The sequence below is a fragment of the Haemophilus sputorum HK 2154 genome (assembly GCF_000287615.1).
In the GTDB taxonomy this organism is placed as follows: domain Bacteria; phylum Pseudomonadota; class Gammaproteobacteria; order Enterobacterales; family Pasteurellaceae; genus Haemophilus_A; species Haemophilus_A sputorum.
The window spans coordinates 26,328-52,888 of sequence record NZ_ALJP01000015.1; the positions used below are offsets into that span (position 1 = coordinate 26,328).

Below are 26,561 nucleotides of genomic sequence, written 5' to 3' on the forward strand. Positions count from 1 at the left end.
TTCTTATAAAAGTAAATAAATTCATCTTTACTGACAACCCTTATGGAATAAGGTATAATCAAAATTTGGCTTTGCTATGAAAACATACAAAATAATATTCAATATAATTATCTTAAGGTTATATTAAATATGAAAAAACTTAAAAAATTTATCACTAAACCACATATATTTTTTCGTGATGCACTAAATAATAAATATCCAGTTATAAATAATGAACAAGGAATTAGTGAATTTGATGAAAATGCCGTTATTGACCATCAAGAAAAATTAGAAAAATTAGAAAACTCACTAATGAATACATCAATACCAGTTGATGTCGTTTTTACGTGGGTTAATGATAAAGATCAAAAATGGCAAGAAAAGAAACAATACTATTCAACACTAGCAAACAACTGTGCGCTTTATGCGAAAGATAATGCCAGATTTGAAGAGCATAACGAGTTATTTTACTCGGTTAAAAGCGTGCAAAAATTCTTACCTTGGGTAAGATATATTTTTATTGTAACAGATAATCAAATACCAGATTGGCTTAACAAAGAAGAACAGCAAATTAAAATTATTGATCATCGTGAAATTATTGATAAAAATTATCTTCCTACATTTAATTCTCATGTAATTGAAGCTAATCTACATAAAATTCCAAACCTGAGTGAGCATTTTATTTATTTTAATGATGATGTATTTGTCGCTAAACCTTTACAAAAAAGCCATTTTTTCAAACCTAATGGGCTAGCCTCTATTTTTTTATCTATTAAAAACCTAGATAAAATGTATGCAAAAGGTACAAGTACTCCAACATTACTTGCCTCAATGAACTCTAGAAGATTATTGAGAAAATTATATGGACGAGAATTAAACGCACAAACTCCATTAATCCATTCTTATATTCCACTCAAGAAAAGTATTTTTGAAAAAATATGGGGTGTATTTAGAAACGAAATAGAAGAATTCTTATCAAATAGATTTAGAGGGAAAAATGACCTTAATTTAGCTACTTTTTTCGTCCCTTATGCGATGTATCTAGAAGGAAAGAGCGTTCTCACACCAGAAATTTGCTATTACTTTAATATTCGCTCAGCAAATGCCAAAGCGCAATATAAAAAACTACTAAAGAAAAAATATATGGCAAAGCAACCACACTCTTTTTGTGCTAATGATTTTAATAGCAAAACAAAGATATCTAGCTATAAAAACAAATTGACTGAAACCCTAAAAGAATATTACAAATAAGGAAAACTATGAAACCTATAAATAGAAAAATCAGAAAACTAAAAAATAACCCAAAATTATTTTTCAAAGACTTCTTAAAAAATAAAAAAACAAAGTTAATAAATAACTTTTATAAAATTGCACCTAAGAAATATAGTAAAAACAAGAAATTTACTATTATCAGCGCAGTTTATAATGTAGGAGATTACCTAGATGAATTTATCATATCTCTAGAAAATCAGAGATTAGACTTTAGAACAAATATAAATATCATATTTGTGGACGATGGTTCTAAAGATAACTCTAAAGAAATAATTAACAAATGGATTAAGAAATATCCATCAAATATTTTCTATATCTACAAAGAAAATGGTGGGCAGGCTTCTGCTAGAAATCTAGGACTAGAATATATAAAAACAGAATGGGTTACATTTATTGATCCAGATGACTTCCTAGATGTTAATTATTTTTATCTAATCAACAAAAATATTGAATCAGAAGAAAATGTTGGAGCTGTTATTACTAAATTTAAACTATTCAAAGAAAAATTTGGAACATTTCATGATGGTTTCCAAACAGACTTCTGTTTTACAAAACCAATTAGAATATTAAATAGCAAGAATTTGGAAGATTGTGTACAGTTTTCTTCTAGCTCATCTGTTTATAGAACAGATATAATTCAAAAGAACAATATAAGATTTGATCATAAACTTACAGCTTCTTTTGAAGATACTAAATATTTTTATGAATATCTATACCATCTTCCTGAAAGTAAAGTTATTTATGTTAAAGATGCATTATACTATTATAGATTAAGAGCAAGTGAAAATTCATCATCTAATAACCAATGGAAAAAGAAAGCAAAATATATTGAATTCTTTAAAAATGGTTTATTAGAAACTGTAAATCTTTTTAAAGATCACAACAATAAAATACCTAACTTCATTCAACGACTAGTACTTTTTTCTATAATACCTTATTTACAGGTTGGAATGATTAATAGAAACAGAATAGAAAATGTTCTCAATGAAAAAGAGAAGGAATTACTGTTAGAATATATTACTGAGTCTTTAAGCTTTGTTGAAAATAAAACTATTGAAGAATTCTATAATTCCCCTGGCAATTTCTTCTGGATTTCGGCTATTCTAAATTACTTTAGAAATGAACAACCTAATGAAATACGAGTTTACATTAATAAAGTTGATATAGAGAATAATCTTATTTACTTTAGAAGTTACGGCAAGAAAAACTCGAAAAATGAATTGTATATTGATAATCAAAAGCTAGAGGCTGTATCAGAAAGAAAAATATCATATAATTTATTTGAAAAAGAGTTAATAACTGAATTTAACTCATGCTATAAAATAGAGGAAAATACGCTCCAAAAAATAATGTTTAAGATAAATGATCGCCCTACAAAAATATATACCGACTTTAAAGTCATGTTGCCTAATGACACTAATATTTATGAGGGATATCATAAAAAACTTAATAGTTTCAAAGATATTCTTATCTTTGTAGATTCTGGGTATAAAGCAGATGATAATGCAGAGCACCTTTATAGAAACTGGTATAAAAATGGCTATTTAAAAAATAAAGAAGCGTATTACCTATTAGATAGGAATAGTTCTCATTGGAATAAATTGCTTTTGGAAGGTTTTAACTTAGTAGATATAAACTCATTGAGATGTATCAAAATCTTAAAAGAAGCAAAATATATATTTTCTTCCTATCTACCAGGCCATTTAAATCAATGGGTTAAAAATCATTCTTTTAAGTTTCAGAAATTTATATTTCTACAACATGGAGTGGTTACATCAAATTTATCTAAACCATTTAACGCATCTTATTCTCAAATAAGCAAAATGGTTATTTCAACAACCTTTGAAAAGGAAGAAATTCTCACCGATAAATTTAATTATATATTTCATGAAAATGATCTCATCTATTCTGGAATACCTAGATTAGATAATTTATTTAGTAAATCTAAGAATATTAAGATTCATAAAAAAGGAGCGAAACATATTCTTATTTGCCCAACTTGGAGGACCTCACTAAGTTTATTAAATCTTTCGCTAGAACAAAATGTTAATGATTTTTTTAATTCTGAATACATTCAAAAATGGGTAACATTGTTAAATAACAAACACCTTTCTGAATTAATAAATAAACAGAAGATAAAAATAACATTTTGTATGCACCAGGAATTATTTTCACTATTAGAACAAAATGAATTAGAACAAAGATTTATTAACCTTATTGAAAATAAAAACATTACTATTATTAATCCTAGAGAAATAAACTATCAAGAATTATTTCTTAACAATGATGTTTTAATCACTGATTTTTCTTCCTTGCATTTTGATTTTGCATCACTCAATAAACCTGTAATATATTATCAATTTGATAAAGACAGTTTCTATGGAGTAAGCCATTCATATCAAAAAGGAATATTTGATTTTAATGAACACGGATTTGGCCCAGTATTAGTAGAACAAGAGCAAGTAATTAAATACATAAGAGAATATTTGTCTCAAGGAAGTAAGAGATTCAAGAATTTCTCAAATAGATATAAATCCATATATCTACATACTGATGGTCAATCATCAGAAATTATTTTCAATACTATTTTTAAAGGAACTCAAAATGAACAATAATCTAATTGAATTTGTTACTAAAGATGGAAGTCGAAGATCTATTGGACCAAATGACATAAAAGGTCTTAGATTTAACTTTCTAGGTGAAAATAACCATATCGTGATTCATGAGGGAACAACTTTTTCTGACTGCTCAATGTCATTAATCAAAGACTCATATATTGAAATTGGTGCTTCACAATATCTAATAAATAAACTCTATTTATTTGCAAACCAAAGCAGAATAGAAATAGGCACTGATTTTTCCTGTTGGGGAGTAGAAATAAGATGTCACGAGCCAAAATGTTTGGTTACAATTGGAAATGATTGCATGTTTTCTGAAGAAATTCTTATTTATCCTACAGACTGCCATACGATATATGATATCACAACTAAAGAGGTACTTAATATTGCTAAACCTATTGTCATTGGAAATCATGTCTGGTGCGGTAGATCTGTGAAAATTATGAAAGGTAGTGTAATTGCTTCGAATTCAATTATAGACTTAGGTGCACACATAAATCGTCCATTTAATAAAGAAAATACCTTACTAACAGGAGTACCTGCTCAAATTATTCGCGAAAATGTAAACTGGTCTAGAAAAAGCCCCTTCGATTATATAAACAAATGATTATTTTAATGTATAAATCATTTTTGAAAAAAATAGGGCTATTAGCCTTACTTTTTTATTAAAGCTAATAGAGAAAATAAAACCATGCCAACTGCACTGATTTTCTCGCACGGAATCAAAAAAATTCCCCATTTAGCCTCATTTTTTCCTAATGAGGAATTGGCTTTCGCGCGCATTTTTTCTGTGCCGAAGGCTGATTCTGTATTGGGTTGGGGGCTGCGTCCTTCTACGAAAAAATCACGTGCATATGCACAAAAGCATAACTTACCATTTATCGCCTTAGAAGACGGCTTTTTACGTTCTTTAGGTCTGGGGGTTGATGGTTATCCACCACTTTCTATGGTCGTAGATAAATTAGGTATTTATTACGACACGACTCGTCCCTCAACATTGGAACAGCTTGTTCTAGCGAGTGAATGTGATGAGGTTTTAGCGGAAAAAGCTCGTTTACAAATTGTGACGCATCAACTTTCAAAATATAACCAAACATTGGTGGATTATGAGAAAGAAGGTGATGAGCAGTTAGTGCTTGTCATCGATCAAACCTTTAGCGATATGGCGGTGAAATATGGTCAAGCCGATGCAGAGCATTTTGCGCAAATGTTGCAAGCTGCCATTGCAGAAAATCCAAACGCTAAAATTTTAGTGAAGACCCATCCTGATGTATTAAGTGGTAAAAAGCAGGGCTATTTTTCGCCAAATGAAAACTATCCAAGCAACGTGCATTTTTTTAGTGATCCCGTCAATCCGATTTCGCTGATTAAAGCCGTAGAGAAAGTTTATTGTGTTACCTCTCAAATGGGGTTTGAAGCATTACTGGTGGGTAAACCGGTGGTAACTTTTGGCGTACCATGGTTTGCTGGCTGGGGCGTGACGGATGATCGTCATCCGAATGCTAAAGCGCTAGCACAAAGTGAGCGCCGTAAAGTGCGGTCAGTTTTACAACTGTTTTATGCGGCATATTTTCAATATACCCGTTATTTGAATCCGAATACCGGCAAGGCTGGAACGATTTTTGATGTCATTAACCACATCATTCACACCAAAGCACTTAACTTGCGATTACAAGGCAATCTCTATTGCGTTGGAATGTCGTTGTGGAAACGTACGGTTATTAAACCGTTTTTCCGTTTACCAAGCTGCAAGCTACATTTTGTTAAAGATGTGAGCAAACTCAGCGGTAAAACATTCACAAAAAATGACCGCTTGTTGCTATGGGGAACGGGGAAAGAAGCCGCGCTAAATTATGCTAAAGCGCATAATATTAACGTACTCAGAATGGAAGATGGCTTTATTCGTTCAGTTGGGCTTGGTTCAAACTTGGTTGCGCCACTTTCTTTAGTGTGTGACGATTTGGGCATTTATTTCAATGCAGAAAGCCCTTCTCGCTTAGAAGAGATTTTGCAGCATCAACAATTTACCGAAGCAGATTTAATCGAAGCCAGCCAGCTACAACAAGCATTGGTATCGCAACATATCGGTAAATATAATGTCGGCGAAGGTACTTTTTCTTTACCTAATACAGACAAAAAGAAAATTTTAGTGGTGGGACAGGTCGAAGACGATGCGTCTATTCGAACCGGCTCCCCGAATATTCGTACTAATTTAGATTTATTAAAAACAGTACGCGCAGCAAACCCAGAAGCTTATATCGTTTATAAGCCACACCCAGATGTTGTAAGTAGTAACCGCATTGGTCATATTGCAGAATCGCAAGCGGTCAAATTAGCGGATCAAATTGCAAAAACAGAAAACGTGCTTGACTGCATCAATGCTGTGGATGAATTGCACACCATGACATCTCTTGCTGGCTTTGAAGCTTTGCTAAGAAACAAAACTGTACATTGCTATGGTTTACCGTTTTATAGCCACTGGGGATTGACCATTGATCACTGCTCTTTTAACCGCCGCAATCGAAAACTTTCATTGTTAGAACTTATCGCTGGCACATTGGTCTATTATCCACAATATGTCAATCCGAATACGGGTGAGCTAACCAATGCTCAAACAGCGATTGAAATTTTAAAAGCACAGCGTTTAGCGCTTAATCACAGTGGTATTCATCGCCATTGGCTAGCTAAACAATATGGCAAATTACAGCATTTAGTGCGCGCATTGCGTACTTAAAAAATCAGGGTAAAATACCCTTTGATTACATAATGAATAACGGTTTTAGAATGAAACATTATTTAGATGAATTAGCCCAAACTTCCCAGCGGATCTTGCTTTTGCAAGGGCCGATCGGCCATTTTTTTGCCGATCTTTCTGCTTGGTTAGTGGGACAAGGAAAAACCGTTTATAAAATCAATTTTAACGGTGGCGATGAGCATTTTTATCCGTCATCGATTGAAAACACGATTGTTTATCGTGGCTCAGTGAGTGAGTTCTACCCTTACCTGCAACTATTTTGCAAGCAACACAATATTGATGCGATGGTTTGCTTTGGTGACAACCGTAAATACCACAAAATCGCAAAAAAAATCTCACAAGATGAACAGATTCCATTTTGGGTGTTTGAAGAGGGCTATTTCCGTCCTGATTACGTGACACTAGAAAAACAAGGGGTAAATGCGTTCTCTCCTCTTCCTCGCCAAGCTGATTTCTATCTTGAACAAGCCGAAAATTTACCTGAGCCAGCTGTACCACTTAAATTAGCCAAAGGTTTTTTACCGATGGCAAAAGTGGCAATCGCTTATTACACCAAAGCTTACTTTGGGCGAGATAATTATCCGAAATATCAACATCACCGCATTCTGAATCTGAAATACTATATAAAACTCTGGGTGACATCAGGCATCAAGCGCGCTTGTTATTACTTGCGTGATCGTACCTTTGCAAGAAAAGTCAACCGAGGGAAATTAGGTGATTTCTTTGTTGTACCATTGCAAGTTTATGATGACAGCCAAGTGAAAGTACATTGTGATTTCAACAGTGTCGGCGCATTCTTGCGTGAAGTATTGCAATCTTTTGCAGAATCAGCACCAAGCAATCTCAATCTAGTCATTAAGCATCACCCAATGGATAGAGGTTTTATTCATTATGATCCCGTTATTCAAGAATTTGAAAGCCGCTATCCGCACTTAAAAGGGCGACTATTCTATGTGCATGATGTGCCATTGCCTGTTCTGCTTCGTCGCGGTAAAGGCATGGTAACGCTGAACAGCACAAGTGGTATTTCAGCATTATTACATGGTATGCCAGTGATCACTCTTGGCCGTGCCAATTATCATTTTGAAGGTCTCACACACCAAGGGGATTTAGCTTCATTTTGGCAAAATCCAACCGAGCCAGATATGCAACTGTTTGAGGCTTACCGCAAATATCATCTCAATAAAACCATGATTAATGGTAGTTTTTATAATCGAGTGATATTGAGATCCCCATACAACCCATACTAAAGCGGTCTAATTTTGCTGAGACTTTGCAAATTTTTCGAGAAATTTAACCGCTTGTATTAAGCCATAAAAAACCGCCTTTCGGCGGTTTTTTATTATGAGGCAATTATTTCAAGCTGCCTACCATATCTTCTGGACGAACCCATTCATCAAATTGTTCAGCGGTTAATAATCCTAAGTTAATCGCTTCTTCTTTTAAGGTTGTGCCATTTTTATGCGCAGTTTTCGCGATTTTCGCTGCATTTTCATAGCCGATGTGGGTATTTAACGCAGTCACTAACATCAATGAGTTTTCTAACTGTTGTTTAATACGTGGGTAATTCGGCTCAATACCTACTGCACAGTGCTCGTCAAATGAAATTGCGGCATCTGCTAATAATTGTGCAGATTGTAAGAAGTTCGCAATCATCACTGGGTTATATACGTTTAATTGGAAATGACCTTGTGAGCCTACAAATGAAATTGTAGTATCGTTACCTAACACTTGTGAGCAAACCATGGTCATCGCTTCACATTGCGTTGGGTTAACTTTACCCGGCATAATTGATGAACCAGGCTCATTTTCTGGGATTAAAATCTCACCAATACCTGAACGAGGGCCTGAAGCCAATAGGCGAATGTCGTTAGCAATTTTGTATAGGCTAACGGCTAATTGTTTTAACGCACCGTGCGTTTCCACAATCGCATCATGGGCTGCAAGCGCTTCGAATTTATTATCTGCAGTCACAAATGGTAGCTTAGTGAATTGGGCAATGTATTCTGCCACTTTCACATCATAGCCTTTTGGCGTATTCAAGCCTGTACCAACGGCTGTACCACCTAATGCTAATTGACGTAAGTGCGGTAACGTGTTTTTCAATGCAATTAAACCAAAGTGTAATTGTGCTGCATAAGCTGAGAACTCTTGACCTAATGTTAATGGTGTTGCATCCATTAAGTGCGTACGACCAATTTTTACGACATCTTTAAAAGCTTCAGATTTTGCTGCAAAGGTTTTTTGTAAGCGCTCAATTGCAGGAATAGTGGTTTCAACCACTTTTTTGTATGCAGCAATATGCATTGCTGTTGGGAAAGTATCGTTAGAAGACTGTGATTTATTCACATCATCATTCGGGTGAATAATAGATTTTTCACCTAATTTTCCACCGTGTAGTACATGTGCACGATTCGCAACCACTTCATTCACATTCATGTTTGATTGTGTGCCTGAACCAGTTTGCCAAATCACTAACGGGAATTGATCATCAAGTTTATTGGCAAGAATTTCATCACAAGCTTGCGCAATCAGATCGCGTTTTTCTGCCGATAACACACCTAAATCATGGTTAGCAAACGCAGCAGCTTTTTTCAAATAACCGAAAGCCTCAATAATTTCATGTGGCATAGATGCTGCCGGCCCGATTTTGAAGTTATTGCGCGAACGTTCAGTTTGTGCTGCCCAGTATTTATCTGCTGGTACTTTTACTTCGCCCATGGTGTCTTTTTCAATACGAAATTCCATAAAATACTCCGTTAGTGGTGAACAAGAAAAACAACAATGTTTGATGTTTCGATCGGGTTTTATAGTACCTATTTAGGTCTATTCTAGCCATGCTTTTCTATTGGTTTTATGATGTAGATCACAAAATCTTTCCAGAAGCCTATCCGTTCTCAGCACGTTTTTTCATGCGCCAATTAGGCGTAGTAGTTAATCCTAATGATAAAAAACGGTACAATATGCCCCATTTTATAAAATACCGTTTATTTTTAGATTAGAAAAAAGTAATGAGAACCTTTGACCCGACCATTGAACAAAATATTTTACGCATTGTACAAGAAGAAGTTGTACCCGCATTGGGTTGTACTGAACCCATTTCTTTAGCGCTCGCCTCTGCAACCGCTCGCCATTATTTAGGTAAATTACCTGAACGTATTGAAGCGAAAGTGTCCTCAAACTTAATGAAAAATGGAATGGGCGTTACTGTGCCAAATACAGGCACGGTTGGTCTTCCAATGGCAGCAGCCATAGGCGCTATTGGAGGCGATCATCAGGCAGGTTTAGAGGTATTAAAAGCGATCTCAGCAGAACAAGTCGCGCTTGCAAAAGCGATGCTCAACCAAAATCTGGTTAACGTTACTATTTCTGATACTAAACATATTTTATATTCTGAAGCAACGCTCTTTGCAGCCAATGATAGCGTAACGGTTCGCATTGCAGCTCATCACACCAACGTTATTTATATTGAGAAAAACGGAGAAGTTCTGTTTTCCGTGCCTTGCTTAGTCGATAACGGTAATGCGCCTTCTGCGTTTTCAGAACTCACAGCCAAAGATATGTATGATTTCTCACTGTGGGTTGATTTAGAGAAAATTCGTTTTATCCAACGAGCCGCAGAACTCAATTCTGCCCTTTCACAAGAAGGCTTACGAGTCGATTACGGCTTACATATTGGACGAACCTTGCAAAAGCAAATTGGACGAGGGTTGATTAGTGATGATTTGCTTAACCGCATTGTAATTGAAACCACAGCAGCGAGTGATGCTCGTATGGGCGGCGCCAATTTACCAGCCATGAGTAATTCAGGTTCAGGCAACCAAGGCATTACCGCCACGATGCCCGTGGTGGTGGTCGCTCGCCATATCAACGCCAGTGAAGAACAGCTCATTCGCGCCTTATTCCTTTCGCATTTAATGGCGATTTATATTCACAGTAAACTGCCTAAACTCTCAGCTCTCTGTGCGGTAACTACTGCGGCAATGGGCAGTTGTGCAGGTGTGGCATGGTTGCTGACCGAAAGTTTCGATGCGATTAGTATGGCTATCAGCAGTATGATCGGTGATATCAGTGGCATCATCTGCGACGGTGCAGCAAATAGCTGTGCGATGAAGGTTTCTACCAGTGTAACTTCCAGCTATAAATCGATTTTAATGGCATTAGATAATACGCAAGTTACAGGTAACGAAGGGATTGTCGAACACCAAATCGATCGTTCAATCAACAACCTCTGTGCGATTGCCAGTCGAAGTATGCAATATACGGATCGCCAAGTGATTGAAATAATGGTGAGCAAGCCGAAAAGCTAACAATACAAGCGGGCAAATTTGCAAAATAAATTGCGAATTTGACCGCTTGTTTTTATTTTATTTGGGATAATAAGTGTTTTACTTCTTGTATTTTTCTTACTATTTCTTGTGATGCTTCAAAGGTTTTTTGATGCCAAGAATATTGTGATTCAATGCTTTTGTCTAACCTATTTTGCCTTAGTAAGTTATTAAAGTTGCCCCAATATATATTCATTTTCCCATAAATATCATCAAATTCGTATAATAACTCTGGATATGATATAGCAATGATTGCTCTAGAATTATCAAAACTATTACATAATTTAAAATATTTCTTATTATATTCTTGTTCATGAAGATTATCCTCCCAATCAATGTTCATACTAGTAAGAGAAAACTCTCTTTGTAGCAAGCATAAATTTTTATATACATGAAGTAAATCTAGTCTTGTTTGTTCTAGTTTGATCTTCTCTAATTCTTTTTGGAATAGCCTTTCATCACGACTGATTTGAAATTCATTATTTATTTTTATAGACTTTAACGTAGAGCGAGAGTTAAGCCATGAAGTTATAATTGCTGCAGCAGGAGCCAAAATAATTAATAAGATTTCTTTTATTAAGTTGTCCATATAAAAATCCTATAAAAAGGGGCTTAATTTAAATTAAGACCCTTTTAAACAATTACAGAATAAATCTACTCAAATCCTCATTCTCCACCACATCATTTAATGCAGTTGAAACATAATTTTCATCGATCACAATTTTCTCGCCACTGCGTTCATTTGCGTCAAATGAAATGCCGTCCATTAAGCGTTCTAATACCGTGTGTAAACGGCGGGCGCCGATGTTTTCGGTTTTTTCATTTACGCGGAAAGCAGATTCGGCAATTTTACTAATACCATCTTGGGTAAATTCGACTTCTACCCCTTCGGTTTTCATTAACTCACGATATTGGAGAGTCAGTGAAGCATTTGGCTCAGTTAAAATGCGCTCAAAGTCATCTTTGGTAAGTGATTTGAGTTCTACACGAATTGGTAAACGACCTTGTAATTCTGGCAATAAATCTGATGGGCGAGCCACTTGGAATGCACCTGAACAGATAAAGAGAATATGGTCGGTTTTCACCATACCATGCTTAGTGTTTACCGTTGAGCCTTCGATAATTGGTAGTAAATCACGCTGAACCCCTTCACGAGAGACATCACCACCAGAATGCTCACCTTTTTTGCAGATTTTATCGATCTCATCAATAAATACGATGCCGTGTTGTTCAACCGCTTCAATCGCTTGTTGTTTCAACTCTTCAGGATTGACTAATTTTGCTGCTTCTTCATCTAACATCACTTTTAACGCATCTTTGATTTTCATTTTGCGTTTTTTCGTTTTGTTTGGCGACATCCCTTCAAATAGAGATTGCAGCTGAGAAGTCATATCTTCCATTCCCGGCGGTGTCATAATTTCTACGCTCACTTGTGCCGCTACATCAATTTCGATCTCTTTGTCATCAAGCTGACCTTCACGTAATTTTTTACGGAAAACTTGGCGAGTTGAAGTGTTATCAGATTCTTGTACGTTACCCCACTGATCTTTCGCTGGTGGTAACAGCACGTCTAAAATGCGATCTTCTGCCGCATCTTGCGCGCGCATACGGTTTTTCTCTACCGCTTGTGATTTCACTAATTTGACTGCAACATCAGTTAAGTCTTTAATAATCGACTCCACTTCTTTACCCACATAACCCACTTCGGTAAATTTAGTGGCTTCGACTTTAATAAATGGCGCATTGGCTAATTTTGCTAAACGACGAGCAATTTCAGTTTTACCCACGCCAGTTGGCCCGATCATTAAAATGTTTTTTGGTGTTACTTCTTGGCGAAGATCTTCTGGTAACTGCATACGACGCCAGCGATTACGCAATGCGATGGCTACTGCACGTTTAGCTTCTGTTTGTCCGATAATATGTGCGTCTAATTCAGAGACGATTTCACGAGGGGTCATTGACATAATTTATTCCTTGAAAAACACCCCTATTTACTTATGAGGGGCTGGGGAAGATTTGTTACAAGCGGTGATTTTTTCGCTAATATTTGCAAAGGGAAGATCGTTTCAAATCTCCCCTAACCCCTCTTTTCTAAAGAGGGGGACTTTTTTACACTTCTTCGATAACGTGATTGTGATTTGAGTAAATATCAATATCACCTGCAATTTTCAGTGCTTCTGCCACAATTTCTTTCGCAGTCAGATTATTTTCTGTTCTTAATAAGGCTAATGCTGCCGATTTGGCATAGTTACCGCCAGAACCAATAGCTAATACATCAAATTCCGGCTCAATCACATCACCAGAACCTGAAACTAATAAGAAGTCTTCATGGTTTGCAACAATCATCATCGCTTCTAACTTGCGTAATGAGCGTTCTGTGCGCCACTCTTTTGCTAATTCAACGGCAGATTTCACTAAATGCCCTTGATGCAATTCTAATTTTTTCTCAAACAAATCACGCAAAATAAATGCATCAGCTGTTGAACCTGCAAAGCCTGTGACGACTTTATCTTTATATAAACGGCGGACTTTGCGCACTGTACCTTTTTCTACGCAATTACCTAAAGTTGCTTGGCCATCTCCACCGATAGCAATTTTGCCATTTTTGCGAACGCATACGATCGTTGTCATTTTTTTATCCTTGGTTTTAAATAAAAACTGCCCTCTAGATTGGGGGATTTTTTCCGTTTTTCAAGAGAGCCGTTAAAATTAGTTTGCCCAGTATTTCATTTTTAGCATACAAAAATGCGAATGCGATCACATTTTTATCCCTTTAAATGGCGTAATATTTCAAACATAACTCAATGGAGGGATACATTATGTTTAAACAACTTCAACAGGTTGGCAAAGCCTTTATGCTACCGATTGCCATTTTACCGGCAGCAGGTTTGTTATTAGGAATTGGCGGAGCGCTATCAAATAAAGCGACCATTCAAGCCTACCCAATGCTTGACCATCCAACATTACAAAACATTTTCCAAATTATGTCGGCGGCAGGTAGTGTCGTTTTCGGCAATTTGGCATTATTACTCTGTATGGGGCTAGGCATTGGCTTGGCAAAACGGGATAAAGGCGTAGCAGCATTAGCCGCAGTGGTAGGTTACTTAATTATGACCGGCACAATTGCGGCACTAATTCCGTTATTTAATCCAGAAATTAAAAGCATTGATACCGGTGTGATTGGTGCGTTAGTGATGGGGTTGATTACTGTCAGCTTACATAACCGTTACCACAACATTCAATTACCGCAAATTCTAGGCTTCTTCGGTGGATCTCGCTTTGTGCCGATTGTTACCGCCTTTGCTGCTATTTTTGTTGGTGTCTTCTTCTTTTTAATTTGGCCAACCTTCCAAGGCTGGTTAGTCACGTCAGGTCAGAAAATCGCTTCTCTCGGCGCATTCGGTACTTTCCTTTACGGTTTCTTAATGCGATTAAGTGGCGCGGTTGGTTTGCATCATATGATTTACCCGCTCTTCTGGTATGGTGAATTAGGCGGTACGGAAGTGGTTAATGGTGAAACCATTATTGGTGCGCAAAAAATCTTCTTCGCACAATTAGCAGACCCAAACCATCAAGGCTTATTTACTGAAGGAACACGTTTCTTTGCTGGCCGTTTTGATACCATGATGTTCGGTTTACCTGCTGCTTGTTTAGCCATGTATCACTGCGTACCAAAAGCGCGCCGTAAAGCGATTGGTGGGTTATTCTTAGGTGCCGCACTAACTTCATTTATTACCGGTATTACCGAGCCAATCGAATTTATGTTCTTATTCGTTGCTCCTTGGCTTTATGTCTTCCACGCGTTTTTAGATGGGGTATCGTTCTACATTGCAGATATATTAAATATCTCGATTGGTAACACCTTCTCTGGCGGTTTCATTGACTTCTTGTTATTCGGTATCTTACAAGGCAATGAAAATACGAATTGGATTCTCGTCATTGTTGTAGGGATTTTCTGGGCGGCACTCTACTACTTTAGCTTCCGTATCCTCATTACCAAATTTAATGTAATGACACCGGGCAGAGGTGATGAACAAGAAGAGGAATTGAGCCCGCAAACCACCTCGCTCACTGAAAATGCTCATGCGATTATTCAAGCCTTAGGCGGTGCAGAAAACATTGAACATGTTGATGCTTGCATTACCCGTTTACGCGTTTCTGTTAAAGCAGTAGAAAAAGTCAATAAACCAACATTAAAAGCGCTTGGTGCAATTGATGTGCTAGAAGTTGGCGGTGGCGTACAAGCCATTTATGGTGCAAAAGCCGTACTCTATAAGAGTGAAATCAATCAGATTTTAGGCAAAGAAGACTAGCAAAAATCCCCGCAAATGCGGGGATTTTTCTGTTTACAAGCGGTCAGATTTTTTCAATGTTTTACCAAATCGGTTATAAGAAGAATGCGCCAATTTGGAAGAGTTTTTCAATATCCGATACCTGTTTTTTATCATTGACGAAAATAATCACATGATCGTTCTCTTCTATGCGCGTGGATTTATGCGCAATCATCACGGTTTGGTTACGGACAATCGCCCCCACAATTGCCCCTTGTGGCAATTTTAGCTCTTTAATCGTGCGTCCTACCACTTTTGAAGATTCCTCATCACCATGCGCGACAATTTCGACGCCTTCCACTAAGCCTTGTTTAAGTGAAGCCACTTTTACAATATCGCCCTTACGCACATAGCTTGAAAGTGCAGAAATGGTTGATTGCTGTGGAGAGAGCGCAATATCAATGGTGCCGCCTTGCACCAAGTGTAAATACGCCATTTGTTGCACTAACACAATAGCCTTTTTCGCGCCCAATCTTTTAGCTAATAAGGCAGACATAATGTTCGCTTCATCATCGCTGGTAAGTGCTAAAAAGAGGTCAATATTTTCGATATGTTCTTCAAATAAAAGTGCCTGATCAGAAGCATTTCCTTGCAACACTAACGCTTTTTCTAACTGCTCTGCTAATTTTTGTGCTTTGCGTTGGTCGCGCTCAATAATTTTTACGCTGCAACGCTGTTCTAAATCTTTTGCCAGCCCCAAGCCAATAGCGCCACCACCTACAATCATCACACGTTTGTGCGGATGTTCTAAGCGTTGTAGCTCGCTCATCACTGCTTTAATGTGATGGGTCGCGCAGATAAAAAATACTTCATCGCCCGCTTCAATAATCGTTGAACCTTGCGGAATAATTGGGCGTTCTTGACGGAAAATCGATACAAATCGCGCTTCAATATGCGGCAGATGATCTCGAATCGCTGAAATAGGGTTTCCCACCAACGGGCCACCATAATAAGCGCGAACACTCACCAGACTCACCATTTCATTGGCGAAATGGGCAATATGCAGTGCGCCCGGATAATCAATTAAACGTAGAATATCCTTGCGCACTAAAATTTCTGGCGCAATAAGGTGATCGACGGGCAACGCTTCACGACTGAACAGCTCGTCTTTTTCACGCACATAGTCCGCATTACGAATCCGCGCGATTTTAGTTGGAATATTAAATAAGCTAAAAGCCACTTGACTTGCCACCATATTCACTTCATCGCTTTCGGTTACTGCCACCAACATATCTGCATCGCTTGCGCCAGCTTCACGCAGAATACGCGGAGAAGCCCCATGCCCTTTAAGTACACGTAAATCGTGCTTATCTTGCAGTTTATCGAGTCGGTCTTGGTTGTCATCAATCAGTGTAATATCGTTTTCTTCACTGGCAAGCGATTCAGCTAAGGTTGAACCGACCTGCCCTGCGCCTAAAATAATAATTTTCATAACTTTTTGCTTAACGCGCCTGTTTGGTTAATTTGGCATAGAAAAAGCCATCACCGCCCTCGTTTTGTGGGAAGAATTGCTTCATTGCCGTTTTTTCAGTGTGGAAATCCATCTCTGTGAGCTGTGCATTCGCATTTTCTGCCACAAAACGCTCAATCTGTTCACGGTTTTCGCTTGGCAAAATCGAACAAGTTGCATAAAGCAACACACCATTTGGTTTCAGTCTTGCCCATAAAGCGGAAAGAATTTGAGCTTGTAATGCCGCTAATGCTGGAATATCACTTTCTTGGCGGAGCCATTTTATATCTGGATGGCGGCGAATAACTCCAGTGGCGGAGCAAGGGGCATCCAACAAAATACGGTCAAACATCACGCCCTCTGCCAACCATGTTTCAGGACGGCTAGCATCACCGCAAATGACTTCCGCCTGCTGGCCTAAACGCGCTAAATTCTCTTTGACACGTTGTAAACGGCTCGCTTCAATATCCAGCGCTATCACTTTTGCTTTAGGCGCTTTTTCCAAAATATGCGTGGTTTTGCCACCAGGCGCTGCACAAGCATCTAAAATCAATTCGCCATCTTGCGCATCTAGTAATTCAGCTGACCACTGCGCATGCGCATCTTGCACGGTGACACGCCCTTCATCAAAATGCGGTAAGCGACTAACCGCCGTTGGCTGGTTCAATAAAATTGCGCAATCTGGTACACAAGCGGTCGGATTTGGAGAAAGATTTACTAATTCGCCCAATAACGCCTGATAATTTTCACGAGAACTTTGCTGCTGATTCACACGTAACCACATTGGCGGACGCGCATTATTGGCTTCCACAATATCTCGCCAATTTAGATAAGCTTTTTTCAGTTGATTAACCAGCCATTCTGGATGCAAGGTTTGCCAATGTTTATCCACTTTCGCCAAAATAGCTTCTTGCTCACGTAGAAAACGGCGCAGCACGGCATTCGTTAATGCGCGGAAATTATCTAGTTTCAGCGGTTTAGTCGCACCAACCACTTCATCAACTGCCGCGTGTGGCGGAATACGCAAATAAAGCAGCTGATAAAGCCCAACCAACAATAAGCAATGCACCAAACGGGTTTTGCCTTTAAGCGGTTTATCCAACAACAAGCTTAAAATACGCTCAAGGCGAGGCAGCACGCGACAAACGCCAAAAGTGATTTCTTGCACCAAAGGCACATCTTTCTCTTTTAATTGGCTCGCAGCTTCCGGTAAGAGGCTAGAAAGCGATTTGCCTTGGTCAAGCACTTGTAACAAAATTTGTGCCGCAACGGCACGGGATGAATAAGGTTTCATATTAGGCTTTAAAAGTTTCTTGATCTCGAAGTAAATGAACGTTGCCTTTGCGGCGTAAAAAACCAGTACGATCAAAGTATTCGATCAGTTGTACGGTTAACTTACGTCCATATTGAATTTCATCACGCAGCTGATTGACCGAAATCTCGCCATGCTCGGCAATAAAGGCTCGAATCAGGTCGGCAAATGCAGCGATTTGTTCGCTGAGTAAAAATCTATCTTTCACAATAGGAATCAAATATCCTAGTTTGCCAGCTTTGTATAATAAATTGCGCGTAAAAGTTTCATCTAAGCTCAAGGCTTGCGCCACTTCGCGCACCCAAAGCGCTTGGGTGGTTGCGGCAAAAAGCGGTTGGATTTGTTGCCAAATCGGCAATTCTTTTGCATCAAATTCAATGCGGTGATCTGGTAAATGAATCCAGCCACGGGTTTGCAACAGCTGTTTTTCTTCAATGAGGGTATCAATTAAAAAATTCGCTAACGCTTCAGGCTGCGCCAACAATGCCATACGATACAAACGCGCTTTAGTTACACCTAACTGGTCTTGATGTTCTGCATGGTACGCTGCCATTTTTTCTAACACTTGCGCTTGTAACTGTTGTTTAAACCCTGCTTGATACAGCCATTTTTGGCTGCTACCTAAATCAAGCGCAGCAAGTTCTGCTTCGCTTAATTGCAACATCCATTGGAGTTTTGCCGCTTCTACTGCTTTTTGCGCTAAATAAACCGCCGCATAGGCAGATGGCGTTTGTGCTGCCGCTAATTGAGCAACTTCAGCTAAACGGGCTTCTGTACGTTTATGACGTTTTGGAGAATCAATTTCGACTACCACCGCACCTGCAAGTGTTTGTTGGTCGTCTCCGCTACGCAAAATGAGCTTATCACCCACGGCAATATGCAATGGTGTATCTAGAATAATTTCTGCAAATCCTTGCGAAAATTTGACCGCTTGTTTATCACTTAATAGGTTAAATTTAGCGGTAGTGTGAGAGGCAAAATGATACAAATGCACCGCATTGCTTTCTTTCAACGGCGCTTGTGCTTGAAAACGTACGGTAATGCGATCCGTTGCAAAGTCTGGCGCAAGTGCCGTGAGCCAATCGCCACGGGTCATCTCGGCTTTCTCTACATTTGCCAGATTCAACGCTAAACGCTCACCCGCAACGCCTTGTTCTGATGGCTGATTTTGTGCATGAATCGCTTTAATACGCACTTTCTCGCCATTAGAAAGATAAAGCGAATCGCCGACATGAACTGTACCACTCACTGCTGTGCCTGTGACAACAACCCCCGCGCCTTTCACGCTAAAGACACGGTCAATCGCATAACGGAATGGCTTTTCTGTCAGTTGTGAAGCCGCTGCATGCGCAATTAAATAATCCCGTAATTCAGTGATGCCCTGTCCCGTATAAGCAGAAGTGACAAAATATGGTGCGTCCGCAAGTTGCGGAAACTTCTGATGAATTTGGCTAATCAGCGTTTCAATTTTGGCAGGTTCAACACGATCCGCTTTGGTGATGACCAAAGTAATTTGACGAAAATGTAGCAAGCCTAATAAGGTTAAATGCTCCACTGTTTGTGGCTTTACCCCTTCTTCGGCACTCACCACCAACAAAGCGTGATCCACACCACCTAAGCCAGCTAACATATTAGAAAGAAATTTCTGGTGCCCAGGTACATCAATAAAACCTAGCACAGCAGCTTGCCCATTCGCATCGGTATAAGGCATGTAAGCGTAGCCTAAATCAATGGTAAGCCCACGCTTTTTCTCTTCCGGTAAGTGAGCGGTATTGGTGCCGGTCAGCGCTTCTAATAATGCGGTTTTGCCGTGGTCAACATGGCCTGCGGTGACAAAAATCATACATTTCCCCTTTCAAAAATAATGTCGCATCATACCACAAAAAGCCCGCCAATTATTGCCCCAACGACGACAACAAGCGGTATAATTTGCACAATTTTTTGCAAATTGAGGCGTTTATGGAATCTCTTCTCTCTTATCTTCCCAACTTTATGTTACAACCCTTGTTCTGGGTGCTAGCTTGGCTTGCTGTCGCTATTTTTCTCTTTCTTCAAAACAAACTCCGCTTAGATGTGATTGCTCTGATTATTCTCGTGGGTTTCGCCCTCAGTGGTATTTTGACACTTGAAGAAGTGCTTGCCGGCTTTAGTAACCCAAATATGTTGTTATTAGCGCTGTTGTATGTGGTGGGAGAAGCGCTTTCTAGAACGGGTATTGCCTATCAAATCAGCGAACACCTGATGCAGATTGCTGGCGCTAATGAAGCGAAAATTATTATGTTGCTAATGTTTGCTATTACCACCATCGGTTCATTTATGAGCTCCACGGGGATTGTGGCGATTTTCATTCCAGTTGTGGTGGCAATTTGCAGCAGCATGAACATTGCCCCACGCCGTTTAATGATGTCGTTAAGTATGGCAGGCTTGATTAGTGGGATGACGACTTTAATCGCAACCGTGCCAAACCTTGTGACCCATGCCGAACTGGTCAAAGCAGGCTATGCGGGGTTTGAATTCTTTGATTTCGCACCAATCGGCTTTGTTGTGATGGTTGTAGCGATGCTGTATATGCTAATTGCGCGTAACTGGTTAGATAACGGCGAACAAGCCTCAACGTCAACGAGCAAAGAAGAAACGATGTCGAACTTGATTGCCGAATATCATCTAAACGGACGCGCGAAAATGGTTATTCTTACAGAACTCTCGCCTTTTATCGGCAAAACGATTGATCAGCTCAAACTGCGTTCAGCCTATCACCTTAACATTATTGCCATTCAGCGTTATAAAAATTTCCGCAACATCACGCTAGCGGCTTTTGGTAACGACCAACTACGCAAAAAAGATATTTTATTGATGGATATTGATGTCGATGAAGCACGTTTCACAGAACTTTGCCAAGAATTCAAACTGCAAATCATTGAATTAAAAGGCGAATATTTTTCTACCCACGCTAAATCTGTGGGAATGGCAGAATTTGCCGTAAAACCTGAAACGGAAACTATCGGGCGTACGATTGATAGCCTCAATTTCCGCTCACGTTACGGCTTGAGCGTTGTGGGCATTAAGCGTGATGCTCAAATTCTGCAACAAGAATTGCTCAAAGAAACGGTAAAATCGGGTGATGTGCTACTTGTGATGGGCGTGTGGCAAAAAATTACTGTGATGGCGCAAAATATGAAAGATCTGATTTTGCTCGACATGCCTAAAGAGAGCAAATTAGCCGCGCCCGCCGCAAGCCAGGCGCCTTATGCACTATTTTCCGTTGCAGTGATGGTGGCATTGATGATGAGCGGAATCGTACCGAATGTAATTGCAGGTTTTATTGGCTGTTTACTGCTTGGGGCTTTCCGTTGTATTGATATGAAAACCGCCTACAATGCAATTCATTTTCCAAGCATTATTTTGATTATCGGGATGATGCCGTTTTCAATTGCGCTACAAAAAACAGGCGGGGTCGCCATGATGGTGCAAGAGTTTGTCGCCTTAACCGGTGGCGCAAACATCAGCATTTATTGGGTATTGATGGGGTTATTTGCTGCAACCGCGATGGTCGGATTATTCATCTCTAACGGCGCAACTGCAGTGTTAATGGCACCATTTGCGATCGAAGTTGCCCGCCAATTAGGACAATCACCAAGCGCATTTGTGATGGTGGTGGCGATTGCGGCATCTGCTGCATTTATGACCCCATTCTCGCCAGTTAATACGATGGTGGTCGCACTTGGTAACTATCGTTTCAGCGATTTCCTCAAAGTGGGCTTACCGATGACAATTATGACAATGCTCATTACCACGTTCTTGGTGCCTATCTTATTTCCGCTATAAACATTAAGGGGCGTACACAACACGCCCCTTAATTTTATTTCAATCCCGCTAAGAAACTAGGCAACCAAGCTTCTGCAGTTGCATCATGGTCAAAATTATTGACCACATCAATGCGTTCTGATTCGCACACTTGCTGCGCGCCTTTTGCTTTTAGCCCATTTTCAGCAATTGCAACTGCGCCACAGAAAGTATCATAATCACTGCTGCCCAATCCAACGACACCAAATCGCATCGCAGATAAATCGACATCACTATTCGCTAAGGTATTAAACAAGGGTTGAATATTTTCTGGTAACTCGCCTGCACCGTGCGTGCTCGTGACCACAATTAACGCAGATTGGTTTTGAATATCGGCTAATGTAGCTTGATTAAACAGAGAAACTTGAAAACCTTGTTCGGTTAAACAATGTTCGAGATGGTCAGCAACATATTCGGCACCGCCTAAGGTGCTGCCAGTAATAATACAGATAGATTGGGTCATGTTTCCCCCTATATCGGTCGATTTTGAAAATAAAAAACCCCGCATAATGCGAGGCTTGGAATTTGGCGGAGGGGAATGGGAGTCGAACCCACCCAAGAACGCTGGCGTCCTTAACAGGATTTGAAGTCCTGCCACCTCACCGGAGATGACGCCCCTCCGTGGAAAATGTGGCAGTATTGTACTTTATTTATTAAAATTATCCAAAATTTCTTTTACGAGTCGAATATGCAATCTCTTTTCCGTCAAGTTCCTTCTATTGATAAACTCCTCCGCCATCCGCAAGCGGTCGAATTTTTACAACAATTTGCACATACTGCAGTAGTCGATGCCTTGCGCACGTTATTAACTGAAGCACGCAGCTTCATTCAACAACAGCACCAACTGCCCGATTATTTAGCCAATGAATCCACCCTGTTTGCGGCGCTGCATGAACGTTTAAACCAAACGCATCAACCCAATATGCGCCCCGTGTTTAACCTCACCGGCACCGTGTTGCATACAAATTTAGGGCGGAGTTTATGGTCTGAAAAAGCGATTGAAGCAGCAAGCGATGCCATGCGCCATAATGTTGCGCTAGAGTTCGACTTAGCACAAGGCAGCCGTTCGCATCGCGATAATTATATTAGTGCCTTAATGCAACGTTTAGTCGGGGTTGAAGCTACTTGCGTAGTAAATAACAATGCAGCTGCGGTGTTATTGATGTTAGCGACTTTTGCCGCTGGTAAAGAAGTGATTGTTTCACGTGGGGAACTGGTAGAAATCGGTGGGGCATTTCGTATTCCAGACATTATGAAACAAGCGGGTTGTACTTTGGTAGAAGTCGGCACTACTAATCGCACCCATCTGAAAGATTACCGCCAAGCGATCACAGAAAACACTGCATTTTTGATGAAGGTACATACCAGTAATTATCATATTGAAGGTTTTACCAGCAGCGTTAGTGAGGCTGAATTAGTTGAACTAGGGAAAGAATTCGGCTTACCTGTTATCAGCGATTTAGGCAGTGGCTCTCTCACTGATATGCAAGCCCTTGGCTTACCCGCAGAGCCAATGGTTCAAGAGAAAGTGGCAGCCGGTGTCGATTTAGTTTCTTTTTCTGGCGACAAACTTTTAGGCGGCCCACAAGCAGGCATTATTGTGGGGAAAAAAGCACTCATTGACCAGTTACAAGCGCATCCGCTCAAACGCGTATTACGCTGCGATAAAGTGATTCTTTCAGCGCTGGAAGCTACCTTGCAAAACTATCTCACTCCAGAAAAATTAACGCGAACCTTGCCAACCTTAACGCTCTTAACTCAATCTGTTGAAGCGCTCACGCAAAAGGCGGAACAGTTGCATGCCGTGCTTTGCAAGCGGTTAGATTCGCGCTATAAATTGCAAATTGAACCCAGCCTTGCCCAAATTGGTAGCGGCGCGTTACCGAGCGAGAGATTACCTTCTGTGGCGCTGACTATCAGTGCAGACTCTCAAGCAGATTTATTGGCACTGGAAAATCAATTTAAGCAACTACCAAATCCAATAATTGGACGCTTTGCTCAACAAAAATTCTGGTTAGATTTAAGATCCGTTGCGCAATTTGAGTCATTATTGGCAATGTTAGAAACCGCAGAACTCAAATAAAACAAGGGCGTGCAATGCACGCCCTATTTTTTGCTGAATTAGAAAATCGCTTCAATTCGAACAAAGGTACGAATGTAATGACTATAATCGTTATCTCTATCGTTGTAGAAACTGATTTCTGGTTTAATAAAGAGCCAATCTTTATAAATCGGCTGACGATAAGTCACAAATGGCCCCCAGCTATTCAGTTTAGAGTGATTACGGTCTAAACGCCCACCAACATATAATCCGTAGTTAAAGGTTTTCATATTGCCAAAATCGTGTTGACGATAAAGACTATTCCCCCAATAACGGCGTTCATCTTTCTTACGATTTTTGTATTCAAAATAGCTATGATTCATGATGAAGGTAGTTTCACCATCAATGAATTTATTTTCTAAATTGGTGCGCAAGTAGTGCCGGCTTTTATGCCCGTAACGATAAATTTGCTCTAAACGGGTGCTGTACGTATCGTTCCATACCCAAAGTTTACTGATACGCAAACGACCAAAAATATCCCCTCGCGAACGGATACCGCCATCCAAATCGCTTTCAATCCCATATTTAGCAATTTCTCGAGACCAACGTAAACCGATAGAAGCGCTGTCGTTACGAGCTTCTTTGCTATTGTAATATTTCTCACGCTCTAAATTTCGGTAGTTTCCACCCACACGACCTTTATCGCCTTCTCGGTTCTCGATATCTTCATCCCCGAATACCACGCTAAGGCGTTTTTTCAGCACAGGTAATTTAATTTTCCCCCGAACACGCGGTTTCACAGAAAATCCGTTGTGTTTATCCCGCTCAGAGTCCACCATGACACGTAATGATGCTTTTGCAGGTTTATTTGGGTCGGTTTCGCCTAACCAATCGTTAATGCCATTTGACCAATGATGTAATTTATTTTGTACATTTTGATGTTGTTTATCCACCCAGTTGGTATCTTCAGCTAGCGCATTAGCACTAACAGCCACACCAAGCGCGGTGATAATAAGAGAAGATGTTTTCATAGCCAATTCCTTTGATTCGCAACTTTCCCATCATAATAAAGCAAAAAGCGGTTAGATTTCATTAGGAATTTGCAAATTTTACCGAGATACATAGAGAACAAGGCATAGTTGCGCTATGATAGCGCATCATTTTTCATTTAGACTCATTATGCAACTAGATTTAACACAAATTGATTGGAAGCCAACCGCTTCTATCGAAAATTTACTTAAACGCGCAGAAATTATGCGCCAAATTCGCCAATTTTTTACCGATCGTGGCGTATTAGAAGTTGAAACACCAGTCTTAAGCGAATTTTCGGTGACTGACATTCATCTTTCTACCTTCAGCACACAATTTTTAGCGCCTTTCGCTAGTGAAGCAAAAACGCTACATCTGATGACTAGCCCAGAATATCATATGAAACGGTTATTAGCAGCAGGTTCAGGGGCAATCTTTCAGTTGTGCAAAGTCTTCCGTAATGAAGAAGCTGGCCATCGTCATAATCCTGAATTCACGATGCTAGAGTGGTATCGTCCTTATTTTGATATGTATCGTTTAATCAATGAAGTGGACGACTTACTGCAACAAATTTTAGATTGCCCACCAGCAGAATCTTTTAGTTATCAATTTGTCTTCCAAACCCATGTTGGTATCGACCCGCTCTCTGCCACTAAAGCTCAGCTTGTGGAAAAAGCACGTAAACATGGCTTGCAATGTGAAGATGATGAAATGCGTGATACCTTGTTGCAATTTCTCTTTAGCGAGGTCGTAGAGCCAAACATTGGTAAAACTTGCCCAATAGCCGTTTATCACTTCCCTTCCACTCAAGCTGCATTGGCACAAGTGAGTTCAGAAGATCACCGTGTTGCCGAACGCTTTGAGTTCTATTATCAAGGATTAGAACTGGCTAACGGCTTCCATGAATTAAGTGATGCGCAAGAACAAATGCGTCGATTTAATGCTGATAATTTAGAACGGGAAAAAATGGGCTTGCCACAACAACAACTTGATAGCCGTTTTCTGGCAGCATTAAACGCAGGCTTGCCAAATTGCTCAGGCGTCGCGCTAGGTGTGGATCGCTTGATTATGTTAGCCCTTGGAGCAAAAAGTATTGAAGAAGTGATCTCATTTGGTATCGATCACGCATAAACACAAGCGGTCTAATTTGCAAAAGTTTTTACAAATTAGACCGCTTGCTAATCTGCACCCCAAAATCTGGACACCTACTTTGAGGTGCAGATTATGTCCTACCCTTATCAATTTCGTTTGAAAATTATCAAACTCGTCACCGAACAGGATTATGGTATCCGTGAGGTGGCTAAACTTCATCAAATTTCCCATGCTCTCGTCATTTATTGGCTAAAAGCATTTCGGGAAAGAGGGCTTGATGGCGTAAAATCGCCTCATACAAACCTTCAAACACCGAAAATAGCGAAGCCAAAAATGAAAAAGAAAGACATTGAAATTCCATAAACTACAGACTTTTCACCTAAAGCGTTTAAAAAGTTACAACGAGAGCTCGCCTTAGCTCGTGCGGAGATTGCTTACCTAAAGGAGTTGGAGGCGCTCGACCGTCAAAAACAACGACAGAAAAAAGAAAAATCATTGAAAGATTGAAGCC

General features: G+C 39.6%; 19 protein-coding genes, 1 tRNA gene and 1 pseudogene. 11 read left to right on the forward strand and 10 right to left on the reverse strand.

Translation table 11 applies throughout. The features are described from left to right. Positions 1–129 precede the first annotated feature (129 nt). The 5 genes from HMPREF1128_RS07690 (at position 130) to HMPREF1128_RS07710 (ending at position 7,874) form a co-directional block, all read left to right on the forward strand. Positions 130–1,230, forward strand: coding sequence for a Stealth CR1 domain-containing protein (locus tag HMPREF1128_RS07690; protein ID WP_007526087.1), 1,101 nt, complete (start codon positions 130–132; stop codon positions 1,228–1,230). 8 nt (positions 1,231–1,238) lie between these two features. Beyond that, complete coding sequence (locus HMPREF1128_RS07695; protein ID WP_007526022.1) at positions 1,239–3,866, forward strand: CDP-glycerol glycerophosphotransferase family protein; 2,628 nt, start codon at positions 1,239–1,241, stop codon at positions 3,864–3,866. After that, complete coding sequence (locus HMPREF1128_RS07700; RefSeq protein ID WP_007526031.1) at positions 3,856–4,476, forward strand: acyltransferase; 621 nt, start codon at positions 3,856–3,858, stop codon at positions 4,474–4,476. Before HMPREF1128_RS07695 ends, HMPREF1128_RS07700 begins: the two co-directional genes overlap by 11 nt. 84 nt (positions 4,477–4,560) lie before the next feature. Beyond that, entirely contained in the window at positions 4,561–6,603 is a 2,043-nt protein-coding gene (locus tag HMPREF1128_RS07705; protein ID WP_007526086.1) for a capsular polysaccharide biosynthesis protein, read from the forward strand. A gap of 50 nt (positions 6,604–6,653) precedes the next feature. After that, entirely contained in the window at positions 6,654–7,874 is a 1,221-nt protein-coding gene (locus tag HMPREF1128_RS07710; RefSeq protein ID WP_035530402.1) for a capsule biosynthesis protein, read from the forward strand. Positions 7,875–7,977: 103 nt separating this feature from the next. Here HMPREF1128_RS07710 and fumC read toward each other — a convergent pair whose 3' ends face one another. Continuing rightward, positions 7,978–9,372, reverse strand: coding sequence for a class II fumarate hydratase (fumC, locus tag HMPREF1128_RS07715; protein WP_007526035.1), 1,395 nt, complete (start codon positions 9,370–9,372; stop codon positions 7,978–7,980). A gap of 263 nt (positions 9,373–9,635) precedes the next feature. Here fumC and HMPREF1128_RS07720 point away from each other — a divergent pair, with 263 nt between their 5' ends. Beyond that, on the forward strand, positions 9,636–10,934 hold the full coding sequence (locus tag HMPREF1128_RS07720; protein ID WP_007526066.1) for an L-cysteine desulfidase family protein: 1,299 nt from the start codon (positions 9,636–9,638) through the stop codon (positions 10,932–10,934). Between the two features lie 52 nt (positions 10,935–10,986). Here the strand turns inward: HMPREF1128_RS07720 and HMPREF1128_RS07725 are convergent, their stop codons facing one another. The 3 genes from HMPREF1128_RS07725 to hslV form a co-directional block, all read right to left on the reverse strand. Further along, entirely contained in the window at positions 10,987–11,541 is a 555-nt protein-coding gene (locus HMPREF1128_RS07725; RefSeq protein ID WP_007526018.1) for a hypothetical protein, read from the reverse strand. Between the two features lie 52 nt (positions 11,542–11,593). Further along, positions 11,594–12,919, reverse strand: a complete 1,326-nt coding sequence (gene hslU / locus HMPREF1128_RS07730; protein ID WP_196794392.1) for an HslU--HslV peptidase ATPase subunit — start codon at positions 12,917–12,919, stop codon at positions 11,594–11,596. Positions 12,920–13,061: 142 nt separating this feature from the next. Further along, the gene (gene hslV, locus HMPREF1128_RS07735; RefSeq protein ID WP_007526054.1) at positions 13,062–13,583 is read right to left on the reverse strand and encodes an ATP-dependent protease subunit HslV; all 522 of its coding nucleotides are present in this window, start codon (positions 13,581–13,583) and stop codon (positions 13,062–13,064) included. A 188-nt stretch (positions 13,584–13,771) separates the two neighbouring features. Between hslV and HMPREF1128_RS07740 the strand changes: the two genes are divergently transcribed. Next, positions 13,772–15,265 (forward strand): PTS transporter subunit EIIC, encoded by a 1,494-nt coding sequence (locus tag HMPREF1128_RS07740; RefSeq protein ID WP_007526077.1) that lies wholly within the window; start codon positions 13,772–13,774, stop codon positions 15,263–15,265. A gap of 73 nt (positions 15,266–15,338) precedes the next feature. On the opposite strand, the gene trkA is transcribed toward HMPREF1128_RS07740, so the two are convergent. The 3 genes from trkA to selB are packed head-to-tail and all read right to left on the reverse strand — an operon-like array spanning position 15,339 to position 19,888. Then, positions 15,339–16,715 (reverse strand): Trk system potassium transporter TrkA, encoded by a 1,377-nt coding sequence (gene trkA / locus HMPREF1128_RS07745; RefSeq protein ID WP_007526011.1) that lies wholly within the window; start codon positions 16,713–16,715, stop codon positions 15,339–15,341. Positions 16,716–16,725: 10 nt separating this feature from the next. Then, a complete protein-coding gene (gene rsmB / locus HMPREF1128_RS07750) occupies positions 16,726–18,027 on the reverse strand; it encodes a 16S rRNA (cytosine(967)-C(5))-methyltransferase RsmB (protein ID WP_007525998.1) in 1,302 nt (433 codons plus the stop codon). Between the two features lies 1 nt (position 18,028). Continuing rightward, positions 18,029–19,888 (reverse strand): selenocysteine-specific translation elongation factor, encoded by a 1,860-nt coding sequence (gene selB / locus HMPREF1128_RS07755; protein WP_007526084.1) that lies wholly within the window; start codon positions 19,886–19,888, stop codon positions 18,029–18,031. Between the two features lie 116 nt (positions 19,889–20,004). Between selB and HMPREF1128_RS07760 the strand changes: the two genes are divergently transcribed. Continuing rightward, entirely contained in the window at positions 20,005–21,870 is a 1,866-nt protein-coding gene (locus tag HMPREF1128_RS07760; RefSeq protein WP_007526050.1) for an SLC13 family permease, read from the forward strand. Between the two features lie 34 nt (positions 21,871–21,904). Here the strand turns inward: HMPREF1128_RS07760 and mioC are convergent, their stop codons facing one another. After that, positions 21,905–22,351 (reverse strand): FMN-binding protein MioC, encoded by a 447-nt coding sequence (mioC, locus tag HMPREF1128_RS07765; protein ID WP_007526080.1) that lies wholly within the window; start codon positions 22,349–22,351, stop codon positions 21,905–21,907. 63 nt (positions 22,352–22,414) lie between these two features. Continuing rightward, positions 22,415–22,509: transfer RNA gene (locus tag HMPREF1128_RS07770), tRNA-Sec, on the reverse strand. Positions 22,510–22,576: 67 nt separating this feature from the next. On the opposite strand from HMPREF1128_RS07770, the gene selA reads away from it, so the two are divergent. Further along, positions 22,577–23,971 carry an L-seryl-tRNA(Sec) selenium transferase gene (gene selA / locus HMPREF1128_RS07775; RefSeq protein ID WP_007526062.1) on the forward strand — a complete coding sequence of 465 codons (1,395 nt, stop codon included), beginning with the start codon at positions 22,577–22,579 and terminating at the stop codon, positions 23,969–23,971. 38 nt (positions 23,972–24,009) lie between these two features. Here selA and HMPREF1128_RS07780 read toward each other — a convergent pair whose 3' ends face one another. Then, a complete protein-coding gene (locus HMPREF1128_RS07780) occupies positions 24,010–24,960 on the reverse strand; it encodes a hypothetical protein (RefSeq protein ID WP_007526024.1) in 951 nt (316 codons plus the stop codon). Positions 24,961–25,108: 148 nt separating this feature from the next. Between HMPREF1128_RS07780 and epmA the strand changes: the two genes are divergently transcribed. Together epmA and HMPREF1128_RS10425 are read left to right on the forward strand one after the other, a co-directional pair. Further along, positions 25,109–26,089, forward strand: a complete 981-nt coding sequence (gene epmA, locus HMPREF1128_RS07785; RefSeq protein ID WP_035530405.1) for an elongation factor P--(R)-beta-lysine ligase — start codon at positions 25,109–25,111, stop codon at positions 26,087–26,089. Between the two features lie 93 nt (positions 26,090–26,182). After that, positions 26,183–26,557, forward strand: a pseudogene (locus HMPREF1128_RS10425) (transposase). Positions 26,558–26,561 lie beyond the last annotated feature (4 nt).